19 protein-coding genes are annotated in these 20,048 nt (G+C 59.8%); 13 read left to right on the forward strand and 6 right to left on the reverse strand.

Going from position 1 to position 20,048, the window contains the following annotated elements; translation table 11 throughout:
- Positions 1-2: 2 nt before the first annotated feature.
- The 3 genes from C9E91_RS12535 to C9E91_RS12545 are packed head-to-tail and all read right to left on the reverse strand — an operon-like array spanning position 3 to position 2,315.
- On the reverse strand, positions 3-917 hold the full coding sequence (locus C9E91_RS12535; protein ID WP_107108624.1) for a glycosyltransferase family 92 protein: 915 nt from the start codon (positions 915-917) through the stop codon (positions 3-5).
- Between the two features lie 18 nt (positions 918-935).
- A complete protein-coding gene (locus C9E91_RS12540) occupies positions 936-1,844 on the reverse strand; it encodes a WaaZ-like lipopolysaccharide core biosynthesis protein (RefSeq protein WP_107108625.1) in 909 nt (302 codons plus the stop codon).
- A 3-nt stretch (positions 1,845-1,847) separates the two neighbouring features.
- Positions 1,848-2,315, reverse strand: a complete 468-nt coding sequence (locus C9E91_RS12545) for an Lrp/AsnC family transcriptional regulator (protein WP_104823707.1) — start codon at positions 2,313-2,315, stop codon at positions 1,848-1,850.
- Between the two features lie 240 nt (positions 2,316-2,555).
- On the opposite strand from C9E91_RS12545, the gene trxB reads away from it, so the two are divergent.
- The 6 genes from trxB to C9E91_RS12580 all read left to right on the forward strand — a co-directional run bounded on the left by trxB (position 2,556) and on the right by C9E91_RS12580 (position 8,514).
- Positions 2,556-3,530: a thioredoxin-disulfide reductase gene (gene trxB, locus C9E91_RS12550; RefSeq protein ID WP_107108626.1), complete on the forward strand. Its 975-nt coding sequence runs from the start codon at positions 2,556-2,558 to the stop codon at positions 3,528-3,530.
- A gap of 23 nt (positions 3,531-3,553) precedes the next feature.
- Complete coding sequence (locus tag C9E91_RS12555; RefSeq protein WP_104823709.1) at positions 3,554-4,450, forward strand: LysR family transcriptional regulator VtlR; 897 nt, start codon at positions 3,554-3,556, stop codon at positions 4,448-4,450.
- 565 nt (positions 4,451-5,015) lie between these two features.
- Positions 5,016-5,309 (forward strand): ArsR/SmtB family transcription factor, encoded by a 294-nt coding sequence (locus C9E91_RS12565; RefSeq protein WP_107108841.1) that lies wholly within the window; start codon positions 5,016-5,018, stop codon positions 5,307-5,309.
- Between the two features lies 1 nt (position 5,310).
- On the forward strand, positions 5,311-6,477 hold the full coding sequence (locus tag C9E91_RS12570; protein ID WP_107108627.1) for an MFS transporter: 1,167 nt from the start codon (positions 5,311-5,313) through the stop codon (positions 6,475-6,477).
- Positions 6,478-6,523: 46 nt separating this feature from the next.
- The gene (locus tag C9E91_RS12575) at positions 6,524-7,633 is read left to right on the forward strand and encodes an alkene reductase (protein ID WP_107108628.1); all 1,110 of its coding nucleotides are present in this window, start codon (positions 6,524-6,526) and stop codon (positions 7,631-7,633) included.
- An 80-nt stretch (positions 7,634-7,713) separates the two neighbouring features.
- Complete coding sequence (locus C9E91_RS12580; RefSeq protein ID WP_107108629.1) at positions 7,714-8,514, forward strand: aminoglycoside phosphotransferase family protein; 801 nt, start codon at positions 7,714-7,716, stop codon at positions 8,512-8,514.
- Between the two features lie 6 nt (positions 8,515-8,520).
- Here C9E91_RS12580 and C9E91_RS12585 read toward each other — a convergent pair whose 3' ends face one another.
- Positions 8,521-9,495: an NAD-dependent epimerase/dehydratase family protein gene (locus C9E91_RS12585; RefSeq protein WP_107108630.1), complete on the reverse strand. Its 975-nt coding sequence runs from the start codon at positions 9,493-9,495 to the stop codon at positions 8,521-8,523.
- 90 nt (positions 9,496-9,585) lie between these two features.
- Between C9E91_RS12585 and C9E91_RS12590 the strand changes: the two genes are divergently transcribed.
- The gene (locus C9E91_RS12590) at positions 9,586-10,485 is read left to right on the forward strand and encodes a LysR family transcriptional regulator (RefSeq protein WP_107108631.1); all 900 of its coding nucleotides are present in this window, start codon (positions 9,586-9,588) and stop codon (positions 10,483-10,485) included.
- Between the two features lie 65 nt (positions 10,486-10,550).
- Here the strand turns inward: C9E91_RS12590 and C9E91_RS12595 are convergent, their stop codons facing one another.
- Positions 10,551-10,832: a DUF2188 domain-containing protein gene (locus tag C9E91_RS12595; RefSeq protein WP_028751637.1), complete on the reverse strand. Its 282-nt coding sequence runs from the start codon at positions 10,830-10,832 to the stop codon at positions 10,551-10,553.
- A 231-nt stretch (positions 10,833-11,063) separates the two neighbouring features.
- Here C9E91_RS12595 and C9E91_RS12600 point away from each other — a divergent pair, with 231 nt between their 5' ends.
- Complete coding sequence (locus C9E91_RS12600; RefSeq protein WP_107108632.1) at positions 11,064-12,161, forward strand: calcium:cation antiporter; 1,098 nt, start codon at positions 11,064-11,066, stop codon at positions 12,159-12,161.
- A 141-nt stretch (positions 12,162-12,302) separates the two neighbouring features.
- Here the strand turns inward: C9E91_RS12600 and C9E91_RS12605 are convergent, their stop codons facing one another.
- Positions 12,303-13,505 carry a pyridoxal phosphate-dependent aminotransferase gene (locus tag C9E91_RS12605; RefSeq protein WP_107108633.1) on the reverse strand — a complete coding sequence of 401 codons (1,203 nt, stop codon included), beginning with the start codon at positions 13,503-13,505 and terminating at the stop codon, positions 12,303-12,305.
- Between the two features lie 458 nt (positions 13,506-13,963).
- Between C9E91_RS12605 and C9E91_RS12610 the strand changes: the two genes are divergently transcribed.
- The 5 genes from C9E91_RS12610 (at position 13,964) to C9E91_RS12630 (ending at position 20,004) form a co-directional block, all read left to right on the forward strand.
- On the forward strand, positions 13,964-16,363 hold the full coding sequence (locus tag C9E91_RS12610) for a marine proteobacterial sortase target protein (RefSeq protein WP_107108634.1): 2,400 nt from the start codon (positions 13,964-13,966) through the stop codon (positions 16,361-16,363).
- Between the two features lie 29 nt (positions 16,364-16,392).
- Positions 16,393-17,097, forward strand: coding sequence for a class GN sortase (locus C9E91_RS12615; protein ID WP_245407483.1), 705 nt, complete (start codon positions 16,393-16,395; stop codon positions 17,095-17,097).
- Positions 17,098-17,220: 123 nt separating this feature from the next.
- Positions 17,221-18,312 carry a PQQ-dependent sugar dehydrogenase gene (locus tag C9E91_RS12620; RefSeq protein WP_107108842.1) on the forward strand — a complete coding sequence of 364 codons (1,092 nt, stop codon included), beginning with the start codon at positions 17,221-17,223 and terminating at the stop codon, positions 18,310-18,312.
- Positions 18,313-18,397: 85 nt separating this feature from the next.
- Positions 18,398-19,288, forward strand: a complete 891-nt coding sequence (locus tag C9E91_RS12625; protein WP_107108636.1) for a DMT family transporter — start codon at positions 18,398-18,400, stop codon at positions 19,286-19,288.
- Between the two features lie 500 nt (positions 19,289-19,788).
- Positions 19,789-20,004 carry a cold-shock protein gene (locus tag C9E91_RS12630; protein ID WP_004116423.1) on the forward strand — a complete coding sequence of 72 codons (216 nt, stop codon included), beginning with the start codon at positions 19,789-19,791 and terminating at the stop codon, positions 20,002-20,004.
- Positions 20,005-20,048 lie beyond the last annotated feature (44 nt).

Genomic DNA, 20,048 nt, shown 5'->3' on the forward strand with positions numbered 1-20,048 from the left:
GCTTACTGGCCAAGGTCGATGCGGTTGCGCTCGATGAAATCGACCATCGCCCGATCCTCGACCAGATCTTCTTCGATGCTTTTGACGACGGACAGCACCTTGTCCCGGTACTTGGTCGGCGAGGCGTCGTAGGACCATCCGCGCGCCAGCTTGGCCATCAGCTCTTCACGGGATTTGGTGTAGTAGTGGTTGAGCTGCAGGAACCGGTTCGAATAGAAATCCGCCGATTTTCGTGCGCGGCGCGTGAAACGCTTTCCGGCATCATTCGCCGTCAGATCGCCGAATGCTCGCGTCTGAAACTGATGCACGCTGACTTCCGTTACTTCGCAAGGATCGATGATGCATTTGAAATTGCTGGCATTTTCCTTGCGTGTCATCGGATCGGCACCACGCATCGTGTAGTTCAGCGCCAACGGACCATCTGGGCGCTTCTCGTGACCGCTCGTCGTGAACATATGCCATGGCAGCGAGACATTTGGAAAATCGCCGACCGCAGCCAACGCTTGTTCGACCGTTTGCCCTTCCTTCGGCAGCAGGAATTCGTCGACGTCGATGAAGGCCATCCAGCGGTACGCGCCGCCGAAATTGAGGATGGCGTGGGCGAAGACAATGACTTGACCGTTCAGGGGTGCTCCTGTGGTTGCATCGATCATACGTCCCGCCCAAGGGATGATCGTCAGCGTGTCGGCATCGAGGAGATCTCGCAGTATGGCGAGGGTCTCGTCCGTCGAACCGTTGTCATACATATAGAAGTGACGAATACCGACGGCCCGGTGGAAGCGCACCCACTCCTCGATATAGGGTGCCTCATCCTTGACGCAGGCGGCGATCGCGATGCCGTGCCTGCCCTCCTGCGGCTTCGGCGGATCGATCGTAAGCCGCTTCGCATCCGATATCTTCGGCTTCAGCCAACCCATGCGTCCATTCCCAGCAACTCAGATTATCGATACGGCGGCAAAGCGCGCATCATAACCAAATCCATGCTTCAACAGCGCCGAAACCGGCGAATAATTGACAAATGTCACGCCCCGCTCCGAGGCGATTTCCTTGGCCAGCACCAAGTGTTCGAGGATACGGCCTTCGGCCTGAGCGATTCCGGAAAAGGCGGTTTCATCGCTGGTCTCGTAAAAACGGGGCTCGCCGGCGTTGGAAATATCAATGCCCAGGAAGCCGATCGTTTTAGGCGAGCAATAAAGCGCGAACTGCAGCGCCGACACGGCCACCGAACCGCCTTGGAAAACACCGCGATCCGGCGCGAAGGAAAAGCCGGCGGAACCCGTTGCATTGAGTCGCACGAAATCGAGTTTCCTGATGTCATCCATGGAGCGACGGCGCGCGCCGTAAGGCTTGCGGATATCGTCGATCAGAATGACCGTCTTGTCCGCCAACCAGCGGCTGTCGAGCTCCGAGAGCGCCCTCAGCACGGCGACCGAAAACAGGCAAATCGTATCGGACTTGATCCTGCGTCGCATCATCTCGGAATGCCGCCAGACGAAACGCTCGTCCTCCACGGCGATGGCAAGCGGTTCGGCAATCTGTTTGCCGATCAACCCGATGGCACCGTTCAGCAGGATGGCGCTGCCCTTCTCAAGCCCGGTCAGATCGCAGTCGCGGATCGATGGGCCGGAGCCGACGATATGGATGACTTGGTCGGACTTTTCGTGCAGACGATCCACGGAAGAAAGGGCCGCGACTTTGGCGCGGTGATGATACACCTCACCTGCGCCGTTCCCTCGCACGATGTTGAGCCCCGGAAACCAATCCTGCGCATGGGCGCGCGAACCGCCAAGCAGCAGGCGTGCGCCCGTCTTGATAAGAGATCGGTGCCATGGGCGATCCGCCATGTCCTAGAGCTCCACCAGCCCGAGTTTCTTCACCTGCCGAATGGTCAGCATGGTGCGCACCGTGTCGACATGCTCGTTCGCCGTCAGCACCTCGATGACGAAATCCTGGAACCGGGTGAGATTTTCGGCGACGCAATGCAGCAGGAAATCGCTGTCGCCGGAAACCATCCATGCCTGCCGCACGAGCGGCCACTCCGCCGTCACCGCCGCGAAAGCTTTGAGATTGGCCTCCGACTGATGTTTGAGACCGACCATGCAGAAGGCGACGAGATCGAAGCCGAGCTTCGGGCTGTTCAGCATCGCATGATAGCCCTCGATGACGCCGGCTTCTTCCAGCTTGCGCACCCGGCGCAGGCAGGGCGGCGCGGAGATGCCGACGCGATCGGCGAGTTCGACATTGGTCATGCGCCCGTCGCGCTGGAGTTCCCGCAAGATCTTGATATCGATGGCGTCGAGTTCAGCCCGCAGCACTTTTCTTGCCTTTCTTTAATTCCCAATCGGCAGCTTCTATATAAAGCGGGAAAATACGCAAGAAAGTTTCCCTCGCGTAACCGAATCTTACACAAAGCAGATTTGCTCTGTTAGTAATGCAAGGCTGCCCTTGAATAAATGCATGCGGCAATCATAAATGGGGCGGCGGATCGTGAAATCGCCTGCTTTTACCCGTTTGAAGCCGCGGCTTCCGAAGCGCTTAGATTGAAAGGACTTCTTATGCCTGCCCGCCACACCAAGGTGCTCATCATCGGTTCCGGCCCTGCCGGCTATACGGCTGCCGTCTATGCCGCGCGCGCCATGCTGAAGCCGGTTCTGATCGCCGGCCTTGAACAAGGCGGCCAGCTCATGATCACCACGGATGTCGAAAACTATCCGGGCTTCGCCGATCCGATCCAAGGACCATGGCTGATGGAGCAGATGCTGCTGCAGGCCCAGCATGTCGGCGCGGAGATCGTCAACGATCTCGTGACCGAAGTCGATACCACCAAGCGCCCGTTTGTTGCGCGCACCGACAGCGGCCAGGTCTGGACCGCCGACACGCTAATCATCGCGACCGGCGCCAAGGCCAAGTGGCTCGGCATCGAAAGCGAGCAGCATTTCCAAGGCTTTGGCGTTTCCGCCTGCGCTACCTGCGACGGCTTCTTCTATCGCAATAAGGATGTGATCGTGGTCGGCGGCGGCAACAGCGCCGTCGAGGAAGCGCTCTATCTCTCCAATATCGCCAAGTCGGTGACGGTGGCGCATCGCCGCGATTCGTTCCGCGCCGAAAAGATCCTGCAGGAGCGCCTGTTCGCCAAGGAGAACGTCAAGGTCCTCTGGAATACCGAGGTTGCCGAAATCACTGGCACGCCGGCCAAGCCGCCGATGCCGCCGTCAGTTTCTGGCGCACGTCTGCGCGACACCCACACGGGCGTTGTTACGGACGTTACGATCGACGGCGTCTTTGTCGCTATCGGCCATGCGCCGGCCACCGAGCTTTTCAAGGGCAAACTGAAGCTCAAGGACAATGGTTATCTCTGGACCGCACCCGATTCGACTGCCACCAGCGTCGAAGGCATCTACGCCGCCGGCGACGTGACGGACGATACGTTCCGACAGGCGATCACGGCAGCCGGGATGGGCTGCATGGCAGCGCTTGAGGCGGAACGCTATTTGACCGGGCACATGCCCGTCGCCGTAGCTGCGGAGTGATGCAGCCGATGAGGGGGAACGGCATGCCACTGGACTGGGACAAGCTGCGTATCTTTCACGCGGCTGCCGAAGCGGGTTCGTTCACGCATGCGGCGGATAAATTGCATCTGTCCCAATCCGCCATCAGCCGCCAAGTCAGCGCTCTCGAGCAAGATGTCGGCATCAAGCTGTTCCATCGTCATGCCCGCGGCCTGATCCTGACCGAACAGGGCGAATTGCTGTATCGCACCGCGCATGACGTTCTCTTGAAACTCGAAACGGTCAAGATGCAATTGACCGAGACGACCGACAAGCCGAGCGGCAAGCTGCGCGTGACGACGACTGTCGGCCTCGGCCAGGGCTGGTTGACCGACAAGATCCAGGAATTCCTGCAGCTTTATCCCGACATGTCGATCCAGCTCATCCTCGACAATGAGGAGCTGGATGTGAACATGCGCCATGCGGATTGCGCTATCCGCCTGCGCCAGCCACAGCAGTCGGACCTGATCCAACGTAAGCTTTTCACCGTGCATATGCATGTCTACGCTGCCCCCTCTTACATCAACCGCTACGGCGAACCGCAGTCGGTGGAGGCTCTGGACGAGCATCGCATCATCAGCTTCGGCGAACCGGCGCCGAACTATCTGCTCGACGTCAATTGGCTGGAAATTGCCGGCCGCTCGTCTGACAACAAGCGCGTGCCGCATCTGCAGATCAACAGCCAGACATCGATCAAGCGCGCCTGCCTGCTCGGCATCGGCATCGCCGTTCTGCCGGACTACATCGTCGGTCGCGATCCGGGACTGATTCAGCTCGCGATCAATGCCGATGTGCCGTCCTTCGACACCTATTTCTGCTACCCTGACGAAATGAAAAATGCCGCCAAGCTCAAGGTTTTCCGGGATTTTATCGTCGCCAAGGCACGAAACTGGAACTTTTAGTTGAGCTAAGACTCTGTGCTACAAGCGTTTTTCGCCGTAACATATCTGTCACGCGTATGACGCATAGCTGATATGCACAAAACAGAGTTGAAGCCTGCCCAATTAACTACCATATCGCACATAGCTGATGCACATGGTGGCTTTTCCTCCCAGTTCCACCGCATTGGCTGTTCCCCTCTGGAGGTTTTTTAACCTTCATACCTATAGGGCCCTGGTTATTACCGGTGGCCCTTTTTTTTGCCTTTTTGCGCCAGAAGTCGCAAACGCATAACTGCCATGCACAAAAAAGCATTGCGCACTGCACAAATTAGCATCATACAGCACCTAGCTGATGCACATGGTGGCTTTTCCTCCCAGTTCCACCGCAGCAGCTGTTCCCCTCTGGAGGTTTTTACCTTCACACCTACAAGGGCCCTGGTTTTTCCGGTGGCCCTCTTTTTTTGCCCAAATTCTGAGCATGCCGCCGCCGTGAATTGCGTAAAATAATTTGCTGCGGCTCACCTTGATATATCGAAAATCGACGATACATAAATCGTCTCTTTTCGATATTCACTTGGTGAGCATCATGGACAGAACTGAGATACTGAAGGCATTGGCCCATCCCGCCAGGCTCGAAATCCTCAATCAGCTCAAAGATCCGCACACCCATTTTCCGACCCAGGAACACCCGCTGGAGCTGGGTGTCTGCGCCAGTCAGTTCGAGCGTTGCGGCCTGTCGCAATCCACTGTTTCCGCCCATCTCGGCACACTGCATCGTGCCGGCCTGGTAACCACCAAGCGCCTTGGCCAGTGGATTTTCTACAAGCGCAACGAGGAAACCATCGCCGAATTCCTTGCCACCCTACAGAAGGAGCTTTGACATGCCGCTCGCTCTCCTTGTCCTGGCGTTGAGTTCTTTTGCCATCGGAACGACCGAATTCGTCATCATGGGCCTGCTGCCCGAAGTTGCCACCGATTTGTCCATCAGCATCCCGCAAGCCGGCTGGTTGGTGACCGGCTATGCGCTGGCGGTGGCAATCGGTGCGCCGATCATGGCCATCTCCACAGCGCATCTGTGCCGCCGCTCGACGCTGATCATGTTGATGGGTCTCTTCATTCTCGGCAACCTGCTCTGCGCCATCGCACCCGGCTATTGGGTCCTGATGATCGCCCGCATCGTCACCGCGCTTTGCCATGGTGCCTTCTTCGGCATCGGTTCGGTTGTTGCTGCAAACCTCGTCACCGAGGACCGCAAGGCTCGCGCCCTCGCGCTGATGTTCACCGGTCTGACGCTCGCCAATGTGCTTGGTGTGCCGCTCGGTACCGCGCTCGGCCACGCTTTCGGCTGGCACACACCCTTTTGGATCATCACCCTGCTGGGCGTCGCCTCGCTTATCGGCTTGGTGCTTGTCCTGCCCAAAGGCGAAGAAGTCCGCCAGGGCAGCCTTGCCCGCGAACTCCTGGCGCTACGCGGTCTCGGCCTGTGGCTGTCGCTGATGACAACGGTATTTTTCGCCTCGTCCATGTTCGCGCTGTTCACGTATATTGCGCCGCTGCTGAGGGAAATCACCGGCGTTTCGCCGCGATGGGTAACCTTGACGCTATTGTGGATGGGCATCGGCCTCACCATCGGCAATCTCATCGGCGGCAAGCTCGCGGACTGGCGTCTCGGCACCACACTTGCCGGCACCTTCCTGGCGATCGCGCTGACCTCGGCCATCTTCAGCATCTCCAGCCATTTCTTCATCCCAGCCGAGATCACCCTCTTCCTCTGGTCTGCGGCAAGCTTCGCCGCAGTGCCGGCGCTGCAGATCAACGTCGTCGGTTTCGGCAAGGATGCGCCGAACCTCGTGTCGACCATCAATATCGGCGCCTTCAATACCGGCAACGCACTCGGAGCCTGGGTCGGTGGCGTCGTCATCGACGCCGGCTTCTCGCTGTCGCACGTACCGCTCGCCGGTGCCGCCATGGCCCTCCTCGGCCTTGCCACCGTGGCGTTGACCTTCGCGACCGTCAGAGCGAAGAGCGCCGCTGCCGCCTCCTCCTAAACTTTGCCTTCAACACTTCATTCCGTAAAACAGGAAAGGACCTCCCATGAGCAAACTCTTTGAACCGACTAAGCTTGGCGATATCTCCCTCGCCAACCGTATCGTCATGGCACCGCTGACGCGCAATCGCTCTCCGAATGCCGTGCCGAACGACTTGAACGTCAAATATTATGGTCAGCGCGCCACGGCCGGCCTGATCATCACCGAAGCAACCGCCATCACCCATCAGGGCCAGGGCTATGCCGACGTGCCCGGTCTCTACACAAAGGAAGCTCTCGACGGCTGGAAGAAAGTGACCGACGCCGTGCACGCAAACGGCGGCAAGATCGTCGTGCAGATGTGGCATGTCGGCCGTATCTCCCACACCACACTGCAGCCGAATGGCGGCAAGCCTGTTTCCTCCACCTCCAGGCGCGCCAATGCCAAGACCTATCTGGTCAACGGCGATGGCAGCGGCGCTTTTGCCGATGTCTCGGAACCGCGCGCCCTTGAGGCCTCGGAAATTCCGGGAATCATCGAGGATTACCGCAAGGCCGCTCGCGCCGCGATCGAAGCCGGATTTGACGGCGTCGAAATCCATGGCGCCAACGGCTATCTCATCGACCAGTTCCTCCGCGCCGACGTGAACGATCGTACAGACCAATATGGCGGCTCGATCGAAAACCGCGCCCGTTTCCTTTTCGAGGTTGTGGACGCCGTGACCAAGGAAGTCGGCGCCGGCCGCACCGCGATCCGCATCTCGCCGGTAACGCCGTCGGGCGATGCCAGCGATCCGCATCCGCAGGCGCTCTTTACCTACGTCATCGAAGGCCTGGCAAAATATGGTCTCGCCTACATCCACACCGTCGAAGGCCAGACGGGCGGCGCCCGTGACTTCCTGCCCTTTGACTATGACGCCCTGCACGCCGCCTATAAGGCTGCGGGCGGCAAGGCAGCCTGGATGCTCAACAACGGCTACAATCGCGAGATGGCCATCGAAGCGGTCGAAAGCGGCAAGGCCGACGTCGTTGCCTTCGGCAAGCCGTTCATCGCCAACCCGGACCTCGTCCGCCGTCTGAAGGAAAACGCCCCCCTCGCCGTCCTCAACCAGGCTACGCTCTATGGCGGCGGTGCAAACGGCTACGCTGACTACCCGACGCTCGACGAAGTGGCTTAACTCCCACCGCTCCGATCATGACGGAAAATCCCGCTGCCAGGCGGGATTTTCTTTTTGGGGATAGCCGTTAGAGTGCACGCATGTTTGAGCCCTATTTGAAGCGCTGGTCGCTCGCACCGGATGGCGAGGCGATTATCACCCGTTCCAGTCATCTTCTGCCAGTCATTTGGCGCGGCGTGCCCGCCATGCTGAAGGTCGCACTCGATATTGACGAGAAGCTCGGCAGCCAGGTCTTGCGCTGGTGGGATGGCGACGGTGCGGCGCAGGTCTTCGAACACGACACCGACGCAGCACTTCTGGAGAGAGCAACCGGACCAAGGTCCCTGCTGACGATGGCGATGGAAGGTGGTGATAACGAGGCAAGCCGGATCATCTGCCACACGGCCGCTAAGCTCCACGCGCCGCGGGCAACGCCGTTGCCGGATCTCGTCCCGCTTGACCGCTGGTTCCGAGAGCTGGAGCCGGCGGCGCGCGCCCATGGCGGCGTTCTCACCACCTGCGCCGAGATTGCCGGTCACCTGCTTGCGGATCAGCGCGACCTCACCGTTCTGCATGGCGATATCCACCATGAGAATATCATGGATTTCGGTCCGCGCGGCTGGCTCGCCATCGACCCGAAGCGCGTTCACGGTGAACGCGGCTACGATTTCGCCAATACCTTCTGCAATCCGGAACTCCCCATCGTCACCGCTCCCGGTCGTCTGCAGCGTCAATTGCCGATCGTCTGCACCGAAGCAAGATTGAAACCGAAGCGGATGCTGCAGTGGATCGTCGCCTATGCCGGTCTCTCTGCCGCCTGGTTTCTCAGCGACGGCGATACCAAGAATGCCGAGTCGGACTTTACCGTCGCCAGGATAGCGCTTGCCGAACTCCGGACCTAACGCGCCTTACCGTGCCGGCAGGCAGCCGAGTGCCGCCAGGCTCGTCTTCACCGCCTCGTCGATCGGAGTATGCGGCTCCTCGCCGAGCACAGCCAGCAGTTTGTCATTTCTCATCTGCAGCGGCACTTTCCAGAGATAGCGCATTTCACGCAGCTCTTTCATCAGCGGCACGAAAGGCGCGGCAAGCGGCAGTATCCACCAGGGAAAGGATTTCGCTTTCACCCTATGTCCGACCACCCGCTCGATCGCGCCAATCATCTGCTGGCCGTCACCATCCCAATGGCCGCGCATGTGGTAGACGGCAAAAGTGGGAAGCGCGTCACCCTTCTCGATCAGCCGGATCATTGTTTCGGCGACGTCAGGCAGATAGGCCCATTGATGGCCGATGCCCGCCCTACCCGGATTGGTCACCGACGCCACCGGCTTGCCGGGTTTTACAACGCCCTGAGAGAACCAGCTATTGGTGACGCGCTCGCCGAAGAAATCCCCGGCGCGGAGGATAATGACCGGCGTGCCGGCCTCTGCCGCCGCCTTCAGGCGCCGCTCCATTTCGACGCGGATCGCGCCCTTGCGTGTCTGCGGATGCTGCGGGCTGTCCTCGGTCACATTGGGAAGGACGTCCGGCCCGAAATTGTAGACTGTGCCCGGCAGGACAATCCTCGCGCCGACCGCTTTCGCCGCCGCGATCGTGCTGTCGAGCATTGGCAGGACCAATTGCCCCCAATTGCGATAGCCGGGCGGGTTGACGGCATGCACGATAACCTCAACGCCCGCCGCCGCCTTCAATACATCGCCCGCCTGCATTGCATCACCCTGCACCCAGTCGAATCCGGGCTCGCGGCGCGCGGCCTCGGCTGCGTTGCGGTTCAGCGCCCGGATGCGCCAGCCACGGGCAGCGAGCCCGCGAGCGACGGCGCCGCCGATACCGCCAGTGGCGCCTAGTACGAGAGCGGTCTTTCCAGTGTTCGTCTGCTCAGTCATCGTCATCTCCATCGGTTGATGAGATGACTATGCCGCGCAGCTGCGATAAACGAAATTGCCAAAAAATCTGCACATGATATACAAAAATATATGGCATCCACATCAGAACCAAGCTGGGATTTCTACCGCACCTTCCTCGCCGTGCTCCGTCACGGCTCGCTTTCGGCTGCCGCCCGGGAACTCGGCCTGACCCAGCCGACCATCGGCCGCCATATCGACGCGCTGGAAGCAACTGTAGGCGCCGAGCTCTTCACGCGCTCACAACAAGGCCTTCTTCCGACCGACGCGGCCCTCGCCCTCAAACCCTATGCGGAAACCCTGGCCAGCACGACTGCCGCACTGCTGCGCGTCGCGTCCGAAGCGCGCGATAGTGTCAGCGGCACCGTGCGCATTAGCGCCAGCGAGGTCATCGGCGCGGAAGTCTTGCCGCCGATCCTGGCGGAGCTGCAGGCCGCGCATCCCGATCTGATCATCGAGCTCTCCGCCTCCGACGCTGTTGAGGACCTATTGCAGCGAGAAGCAGATATCGCCGTGCGCATGGTCGCGCCCACACAGGATGCACTGCTTGCGCGCCGTATCGGCGTCATCCCCCTCGGCTTGTTCGCGCATCGCAACTATCTAAAGCGATACGGCGAACCCAAGAGCATTGCGGACCTGCGTCACCACAAGTTGATCGGTTTCGATCGCCAGACCGCTTACATCCGCACGATGTTGAAGCGCTATCCCCTGTTTGACGGCATCTCCTTTGCCTTCAAGTCGGATCACAGCATAGCGCTGCACAACGCATTATGCGCCGGCATCGGCATCAGCTTCTATCAAGTGCCGCTTGCAAAAAGGGATGAAAATCTTGTCCGGCTGCTGCCCGAGATCGAACTCGCGCTAGACACCTGGGTCGCCATGCATGAGAACCTGAAGACGTCACCGCGCTGCCGCGTGACGTTCGATGCGCTGGTGGCCGGATTGCTGGACTACGTCAAAGCTGACGCATAGTGGGGCCGCCGCGAAGCAAGACTTCATCGACATGAGTCGACCAGGCATCACGGGAGCGGTAGCGCTCAGGCGCCAGGAGCCGTATCGACAGGCGGGAAACGCACCTTACCGTCGACAACTTCCGTTTCCGGACGGTCGCCGCCATCGGTGTATTCTTCGTGCCATTTGCCCCGCTCGTCCTGCCAACTGATCTCTGCCGAATCGCCGCCAACCTGCTGTTCGGCCGCCACGATCCTGGCCGCCTCCACTGCTTCGGAATGAGTCGGAAACGCCTCGGAATAGACTTCGCCAAAACGATACGCCCATCCGCCGTCATGTGGCACAATTTCGTAAGTGACCTTGACCATTCACAGCCTCCTTCTCATCTGCCAAGACCTTAGGCTCCGGGTGCCACCCGGCAGGACCGCGGTCCATCTCAGACGAATTGCAAGGATGCCGCGATATTGGGTTGGGCAGACCGATCCGGACAGTATTCCATTAAACGCCGTGGACTGCAAATCTTGTCATCTACGCGCATGCTTGATGTGAGAAATCATTGATTTAGACTGAGAAAGTGAATCCGTGCGAAAGGTGAGGACTTGGCAATATCGAGCTGGCTGAAGCAGGAAAAGTTCCTGATCATCGCGTTTGCAGTCGCCGTCGTGGCCTATCTCGGCGAACATGCGGTGCTGGATATGGGGCGGATCGCATCGCTGTTGGCCGCCGCCGGACTGATTGCAACCATCGTCCTTGTCTCAATGCGCGTCGCCCATCACGCCGAGATTCTGGCGACCAAAGTCGGTGATCCCTATGGCACGATGATCCTCACTCTATCGGCCGTCGCTGTCGAAGTGATCATGCTGGCAATCCTGATGGGTGGCGAAAGCTCGCCAACGCTCGTGCGCGATACGATCTATTCCGCCGTCATGCTCGACATCAACGGCATCCTCGGTCTTGCCGCCCTGCTCGGCGGCCTGAAGCACGGCGAACAGCCCTATAATGACGATTCCGGCAAGACCTACGGCGTGATGATCCTAACCGCCATGGGCATTTCGATGATCGTGCCGGAGTTCATCCCCGATGCAAAATGGCACTATTACTCCGCCTTCACCATCGCCGCGATGATCGCGCTTTACGGTCTTTTCCTGCGCATGCAGGTCGGTCAGCACAGCTATTTCTTCAGCTACAGCTATCCGCGCGTCGAGAAGAAGCATGGCGCACAAGAGGATCATCATGGCGAAGACTCCACCGCAGCCTCCATCGTCACCATTCTGATCGGCGTCGTGTTGATCGGCGGCCTTGCCGAGTTCATGTCGGCCTTCATGGATGTCGGCCTCAGGGATAGCGGTGCGCCGCCGGCGATTGCCGCCATCGTGGTCGCCGCCATTTCCGCCGCCCCGGAAATCTTGACGGCACTGCGCGCGGCACTGCGAAACCGCATGCAGGCGACCATCAATATCGCCATGGGCGCCTCGCTGTCGACCGTCATCCTGACGGTGCCGGTCATGGAGGCAATCGCGCTCTATACGGGCCAGCCCTTCGTCATGGCCATGTCGCCGGTACAGACCGTGATGATCATGATCACGTTGATTGCCGCAGCGATCAATCTCAACGACGGCGAGACCAATGCCATCGAAGGCATGACCCATTTCATCCTCTTCGCCACGTTCATCATGCTGACGGCGCTCGGACTTTGATTCTGATTTCAAGGACTTGCGCCGACGGGCGGACTCAAATCGCGAAGCGCTTGACTCAATTGATGAACCCGAAACCATCGGCCTGAACGCAAAAAGCCCGCCATCTCTGGCGGGCTTTTTATTTGACTTATCTTCGACTGCTTACTTGCAGGCCGCGCAGAAGCGCTGAATGCGGCGGCAAGCTTCTTCGAGAAGGTCTTCCGAAGTCGCGTAGGAAATGCGGAAATTCGGGCCGAGGCCGAAGGCGGAGCCGTGGACCACGGCGACGCCTTCCGATTCCAGCAATTCCGACACGAAGTCTTCGTCCGTCTCGATGACCTTGCCGGTCGGCGAAGTCTTGCCGATCAGGCCGGCGCAGGACGGATAGACGTAGAATGCGCCTTCCGGAACCGGGCAGGAAATGCCCTTCGCCTGGTTCAGCATCGATACGACGAGATCGCGGCGGCCTTCGAAGATCTTCTTGTTGCGCGGAATGAAATCCTGCGGACCGTTCAGCGCTTCGACAGCAGCCCATTGCGCAATCGATGTCGCGCCCGAGGTCTGCTGGCCCTGGATCATGTCCATGGCCTTGATGAGCTGCAGCGGGCCTGCGGCGTAACCGATACGCCAGCCGGTCATCGCATAGGCCTTCGAGACACCGTTCATCGTCAGCGTGCGATCATAGAGGCTCGGCTCGACTTCAACCGGCGTGGCGAATTTGAACTCGCCATAGGTCAGGTGCTCGTACATGTCGTCCGTCAGAATCCAGACGTGCGGATGCTCGACCAGCACGTCCGTCAGCGCCTTCAGTTCGGCGTGCGTGTAAGCAGCGCCCGACGGGTTGGACGGCGAGTTGAACATGAACCACTTCGTCTTCGGCGTGATCGCCTTCTCAAGATCGGCAGGCTGGAGCTTGAAGCTGTTCTCCTGCGTCGTCGCGACAAAAACCGGAGTGCCGCCGCAAAGCGCCACCATTTCCGGGTAGGAAACCCAGTAAGGCGTCGGGATGATGACTTCATCGCCGGCATTCAGCGTCGCCATGAAGGCGTTGAACAAGATCTGCTTGCCGCCGGTGCCGACGATCGTCTGCTCCCAGGTATAGTCAAGATTGTTCTCGCGCTTGAACTTGGCAGCGATTGCCTTGCGCAGTTCCGGAATGCCGGAGACGGGCGTGTACTTCGTCTCGCCGCGGTTGATCGCGTCGATGGCGGCCTTCTTGATATTGTCAGGCGTATCGAAATCCGGCTCGCCGGCGCCGAGGCCGATCACGTCACGGCCTTTTGCTTTCAGCTCGCGCGCTTTCTGGGAAACGGCGATGGTGGCAGAAGGCTTTACACGGGAAAGAGCGTCGGCAAGAAAGGCCATGATGATCGGTCCTAATCGGTTGGAAGTGGGCAGAAAGCCTGTGGACCAGATTTCTGCGCTAAGCTCTATGTCGAATGTAGGCCGCCGTTTCAAGCACAAAGGCGTCACAGTGACGTTATTTCGAGACATGCAGACGGCGCGCCACACGCCATCGTTGGGCTGCCATACGCCCGCCATTTTCCGAAACGAAGCTCACCCACACGCTCCGGCTGAATAGAGCGATTGAAAAGCGGTCAGATGCGAACGCTCTGCCCGTCGGTTGAATCATTTTGTGAAGCGGCCGATTCAATCTCTGAAGCCGGCGGAAATTCTTCACGAAAATCATACAGATCGTTATACATCTTGATTGCCACAAATTAGCCTTAACAAATGCTTTACGGCGTCGCAATTCGGTCCTGAAGCAGCCTGCTTCCCACACTCTTATCGTGCAATCGCAGCCAGTCACGCAGGGGGTAGCCATGTTTCTGGATGACGAATGCACAACCGAGCGCCTGCGGGCGCGCAGTCTCCTTTCTTCTTTCTCAATCGTAATGATAACATTGGCCGCATTGGCGGTGATGATGCTGAGTCTCATCACGACCGCACGCGCCGAAATCGCGGATCAGCCAGGCCAATCCGGCCAGCAGCTCGCCGGCCTTATTCGCCCGAATGACGTCAACAGCGGCTCGCTGCTCTTCCCGTCCAAGGAGCCCGGCTATTATGTCGAAGCGCCGCGCCTGAAGACGGACGTCGAGATCGACGTCACCGGCCCTGTTTCCCGCGTGAAGGTGACGCAACGGTTCCAGAACCCGAGCAAGGGCTGGGTCGAAGGCACCTATGTCTTCCCGTTGCCGGACAATTCAGCCGTCGACACGCTGCGCATGCAGATCGGCGACCGCTTCATCGAGGGTCAGATCAAGCCGCGCGAAGAAGCACGGCAAATCTATGAGGACGCCAAAGCGCAGGGCAGGAAGACGGCGCTGCTCGAGCAGCAACGGCCGAACATCTTCACCAACCAGGTTGCCAATATCGGTCCCGGCGAAACCGTTGTCGTGCAGATCGAATACCAACAGACGGTCCATCAGTCGGCCGGCCAATTCTCGCTACGCTTCCCGATGGTTGTCGCTCCACGCTATAACCCGCAGCCGATCGTCCAGAGCGTCGAGTTCCACAACGGCACTGGTTTTGCCGTGCAGGACCCGGTCCCGAACAGGGAAAAGATCGAAGCCCCGGTTCTTGATCCGCGTGAAAACGCCAAGATCAATCCGGTATCGTTGACCATCAACCTCAGGGCTGGCTTCCCTCTCGGCGAGGTAAAATCCTCATTCCATGAGATCAATCTCACTGAGAACGGCGAACAGAGCCGCACGATTTCGCTGAAAGGCGACACCGTGCCCGCCGATCGCGATTTTGAGCTGACCTGGGAGGCGGCTCTGGGCAAGACGCCGAGCGCCGGCCTCTTCCGAGAGGTAAAGGACGGCAAAACCTATCTGCTGGCCTTTGTCACGCCGCCGTCGACGCCGGATGCGACGACCCAGCAGCCGAAGCGCGAGGTGGTCTTCGTCATCGACAACTCGGGCTCCATGTCCGGCCCGTCGATCGAACAGGCCCGTGCCAGCCTGGCGCTTGCAATCTCCAAGCTGCAGTCCGACGACCGCTTCAACGTCATCCGCTTCGACGACACGATGACCGATTATTTTCACGGCCTCGTCGCCGCCACGCCCAACAACCGGGAAAAAGCGATCGCCTATGTCAACGGCCTCGACGCTGCCGGCGGCACGGAAATGCTGCCGGCCCTGTCGGATGCGCTCCGCAATCAGGGACCGATCGCCAGCGGCGCGCTCCGCCAGGTCGTCTTCCTGACCGACGGCGCAATCGGCAATGAGCAGCAACTCTTCCAGGAAATCAGCCAGAACCGCGCCGACGCTCGCGTCTTCACCGTTGGCATCGGCTCCGCGCCAAACACCTACTTCATGACCAAGGCCGCCGAAGTCGGCCGCGGCACCTATACCGCCATCGGTTCGCAGGATCAGGTGGCCGAGCGCATGGGCGAGTTGTTCGCCAAGCTCGAAAATCCCGCCATGACCGACATTGCCGCCAGATTCGACAATGCCAAGGCGGACGATATCACACCGAACCCGATGCCTGACCTCTACACCGGCGAACCGGTCGTGCTGACAGCCGAACTCTCCGACGCACAACCGAATGGCAAGCTGCAGATATCGGGCAAGACCGGCGCCCAGCCCTGGCGTGTCGAAATGGATATTGCCGGCGCCGCCGAAGGCAAAGGCATTTCGCAGCTTTGGGCACGCCGCAAGATCGACGATATCGAAGCTCGCGCCTACGAGATCCAGGATCAGGGAGCGCTGGACAAGCAGGTCGAAGCGGTGGCGCTCGCCCACCACCTCGTCTCGCGCGTCACCAGCCTTGTCGCCGTCGACGTTACGCCTTCACGTCCCGCCGACCAGTCGCTCGGTTCTGCCAAACTGCCGCAGAACCTTCCCGCCGGTTGGGATTTCGGCAAGGTCTTCGGCGAAGGCGAAGCGCCGGTCACGGCACCTAGCGGCGAACGCAAGGCCTCGGTTGAGCCGATCGGCGCGGCGGATGAACAGGCAGAGGCGGATCAGGCCGATGTCAACGGCGCTATGCTCCCTAAGTATGGGTCAGCAAAGCGACAGGCGGCGCTGGCAAGCCAGATCGCCGCCGCGCCGACGCCGGCCACCGCCGGCATGATCGCCCGCCAGGCCACATCCAGCGTCAACCTGCCGCAAACGGCGACACCCGCCGAGCGCAACATCATGATCGGCTTGGCCCTGCTCCTTCTCGCGGCGATCATTACTGTGCTCATGATGCTGCGTCGCCGCGTGTTTGGACGGTGAACGCGATGAGGGACGACGGCCATTTCCAAATGTCCAAAGCCCCTCACCCCCACCTTCTCTCCGTGCGCGGGGAGAAGGTGGCCGAGAGGCCGCATGAGGGGCCTTTCCATCGTCTCACACACCTCGAAAAACTCGCTCTCGCCGGTATCATCGTCCTTGCAATGACGGGGCTGAGCTTTCTCGGCAATGGCCTCGATATGAAAGCCAAGGCCGAGCTCGCACAGGTCCTGCTGAAACGCGCCTTCGCCGCGGAGCTTCGCGGCGAAGATGCAAAGCCCTGGCCTTGGGCGGATTTCACCACCGAGGCTGAGGTGCGGGCACCGCGGATCGGCGCGGAAGCGATAGTGCTTGCCGGCGCCAGCGGCCAGGCGCTGGCTTTCGGGCCGGGCTGGCTGACGAATACGCCGCAGCCGGGAGAAGAAGGCACCGCCGTCATCGCCGCCCATCGCGACACGCATTTCCGCTGGTTGAAGGATGTCAAACCGGGCGATCTGATCGAAGTCACGCGCCATGACGGCAAGGTGCTCACCTTCCGGGCCGGTCAGGGCCGTGTCGCACCGTGGGACAAGAACGGCATCGATCCCGCCACGCCCGGTCGGCATCTGGCGCTGGCCACCTGCTGGCCGTTCGATGCCATCACGCGCGGGCCGCTGCGTTATATCGTGGACGCCGAGCTGGTGGAGACTGCCGAACAGACGGCCTTCGCAGACACAAAGACGTTACCCTCGCCATAGCGCGCCTTGACCGGCAATCCGCCCACCCCACGTTGCGTAAATAGTTCATGGAAGGGAGGAGACGGATTGAAGCGCTTTCACAGAATTAGCTGCTGCGCCGTTCTTACGGCTTCCACGCTGGCGATGGCGAATGCCGCCCCTGCCGATCCGGTCAAGACGATCGACACGCAGAAGGTCAAGGTCAAGATCGAGACGATCGCAAGCGGGCTCGACCATCCTTGGGCAGTCGAAGTGCTGCCGGACGGCGCCTACCTCGTGACGGAGCGGCCGGGCCGGATGCGCGTCATCTGCGACGGTAAGACCTCCGACCCGATCGCGGGACTGCCGGATGTCTATGCCCGCGGCCAAGGCGGCCTGCTCGACGTGGCCCTCGATCCGAAATTCGCTGGCAACCGCACCATCTATTTCACCGCCTCCATTGCCGCGGACGGCGGCAGTGGCACGGCGGTCTTCCGCGCGGTCCTGCCGCCGGACGAGCGGCGGCTGACCGATGTGAAGCGCATTTTCGTGATGAACAAGATGTCGCGCGGCAGCATCCAATATGGCTCGCGCATTGCAATCGCCAAGGACGGCAGCCTGTTCGTCAGCCTCGGCGACCGCGGTGAACAGGATCGCGCCCAGGATTTCCACGACGATGCCGGTTCGATCGTCCATATCAACGCCGACGGCGGCATTCCCACCGACAATCCGTTCAAGGACGGCGCAAAAGCCCTGCCGGAAATCTGGTCCAAGGGACATCGCAATCCGGAAGGCATTACCTTCGATACCGCCGATGGCAAGCTTTATACGGTCGAACACGGCGCCAGAGGTGGTGATGAAATCAACACTCCGGAGGCGGGCAAGAATTACGGCTGGCCGGTCATCTCCTACGGACGCAACTATTCCGGCACCAAGATTGGCGTCGGTACGGCAAAGGCAGGCATGGAGCAGCCGCTCTTCTATTGGGACCCGTCGATCGCGCCCGGCGCCATCGCCGTCTATCGCGGCAAAATGTTCCCGGAATGGAAAGGCGATTTCCTTGTCGCCGCGCTGAAATTCGAGCTGCTGTCCCGTCTCGATCGCAACAGTAGCGGCAAGGTGACCGAACGCGAACGCATATTCGACGGAGAATTCGGCCGGTTGCGCGATGTCGTGGTCGCGCCGGATGGAGCGTTGTTGCTGACGACCGACGAGGACGACGGCGCACTGCTGCGCGTTTCCAGGGCAGCGGAATAGGCTCACATCCTTCAGCCTTTTCACCTTGCCCCAAAGAAAAGCAACTGCTAACGGTCAGCCTCTTTCCCTCTCCCGTAGGATGCAGATGACTCGCATACAGGCGAATTTGGTATTGTTGTTGGCTGCCGCCATCTGGGGCGGAGGCTTCGTCGCGCAGTCTACCGCGATGAAGGCGATCGGACCGTTCTGGTTCATCGGCCTGCGCTTCGCCGTCGCCACCATCGTCGTCCTGCCCTTCGTCTGGATGGAAAACCGCAAGGCCAAGAAACCTCTGACGCGCCGGAACTGGCTTTCCTTTTTCCTCGTCGGCGTCGCGCTCTTCGGTGGAGCGGCAACGCAGCAGATCGGGCTTTTGACGACGACCGTCACCAATTCCAGTTTCATCACCGGCCTCTATGTCGTCTTCGTGCCGCTGATCGCCGTCGTCTTCCTGCGCCGCCCGCCGCATTGGATCGTCTGGCCGGCGGCACTGACGGCGCTTGCCGGGATCTATCTCTTGTCCGGTGGCTCCTTCTCGCGGCTGACGGTCGGCGATTTCCTGACCGTCATCTGCGCCCTCTTCTGGGCAGCGCAGATCACCCTCGCCGGCTCTTCCGTCAACGAAACCGGCCGGCCGCTCGGAATCTCCACGATGCAATTTGCGGTCACTGCAGTCGCAGCCCTTGGGGTCGCTGTGATTGCCGAGCCGATCAGCATCGCCGCTATCCAAGGCGCGCTGGGCGAAATCCTCTATGTCGGCATCTTTTCGTCCGGCCTCGCATTCGTGCTGCAGGTCATCGGCCAGCGTTACACAACCGCGCCGCAGGCTGCGATCTTCCTCTCTTCGGAGGCTCTGTTCGGTGCCTCGCTGGGCAGCCTGCTGCTCGGTGAAACCATGGGGCCGCTAGGCTATGCCGGCTGCTCCCTGATGTTTGTCGCCATGCTTGCCGTGGAATTGGTGCCGGAACTCGTTCGGCGACGCGGCGCCATCGCGTGAAAATTGTTGAAAATACGCGTTATGGCTGTTTTGAACGGCTCTTAATGAAATTTTTTCGAATGATCCAAAAGATGGATTTTGGCTATATCATTTGGGAAAATTTCGCCAAAATTATATCGCAAACGATACAAAAACCTTAGAAACCCATTCTCGGCGTGGGAAAATTTGCGATTCGCGCTAACACACTTGCATTACGGCAGTGTGCTCACCAGAACACGTTAAAAAACTTTTGCTTGCCAATTCCCAATAAACACAGCACTCTCACCGCTGTTCGGGCATTTTTAGAGCATGGGAAGTCCTTAATAGAGTTGCGCGCCGGAAACGCTAAATTATTCCGGTCAGCTTGGTTGAGAAACGGATGCGCGAATTCGCTTCGAAACCACGCCGAGGTATAGGGGACCTTTTCCTTCAAATTGCGAGAACTGCCTGCAAGCGCCCGCAAGGGCAATACAGCAATGCTGCCCGTGTGGATGGTGGGCAGAGAGAAAAGGACCTGAGGCATGGCCGAGACTGGCACTGTAAAGTTTTTCAATACCGATAAGGGCTTCGGTTTCATCAAACCGGACAAGGGTGGCGCGGACATCTTTGTGCACATTTCCGCAGTACAGGCTTCTGGTCTGGCAGGTTTGTCGGAAAACCAGAAGGTAAGCTTCGACACGGAACCGGATCGCCGCGGCAAGGGACCGAAGGCCGTCAATCTTCAGATTGCGGGCTGAGACGCCTTACGGCTTTCATTCGAGTTGAAGCCCGGCAGTGATGC

This window comes from Rhizobium sp. SEMIA4064, assembly GCF_003025035.1.
Lineage (GTDB): Bacteria > Pseudomonadota > Alphaproteobacteria > Rhizobiales > Rhizobiaceae > Rhizobium > Rhizobium paranaense.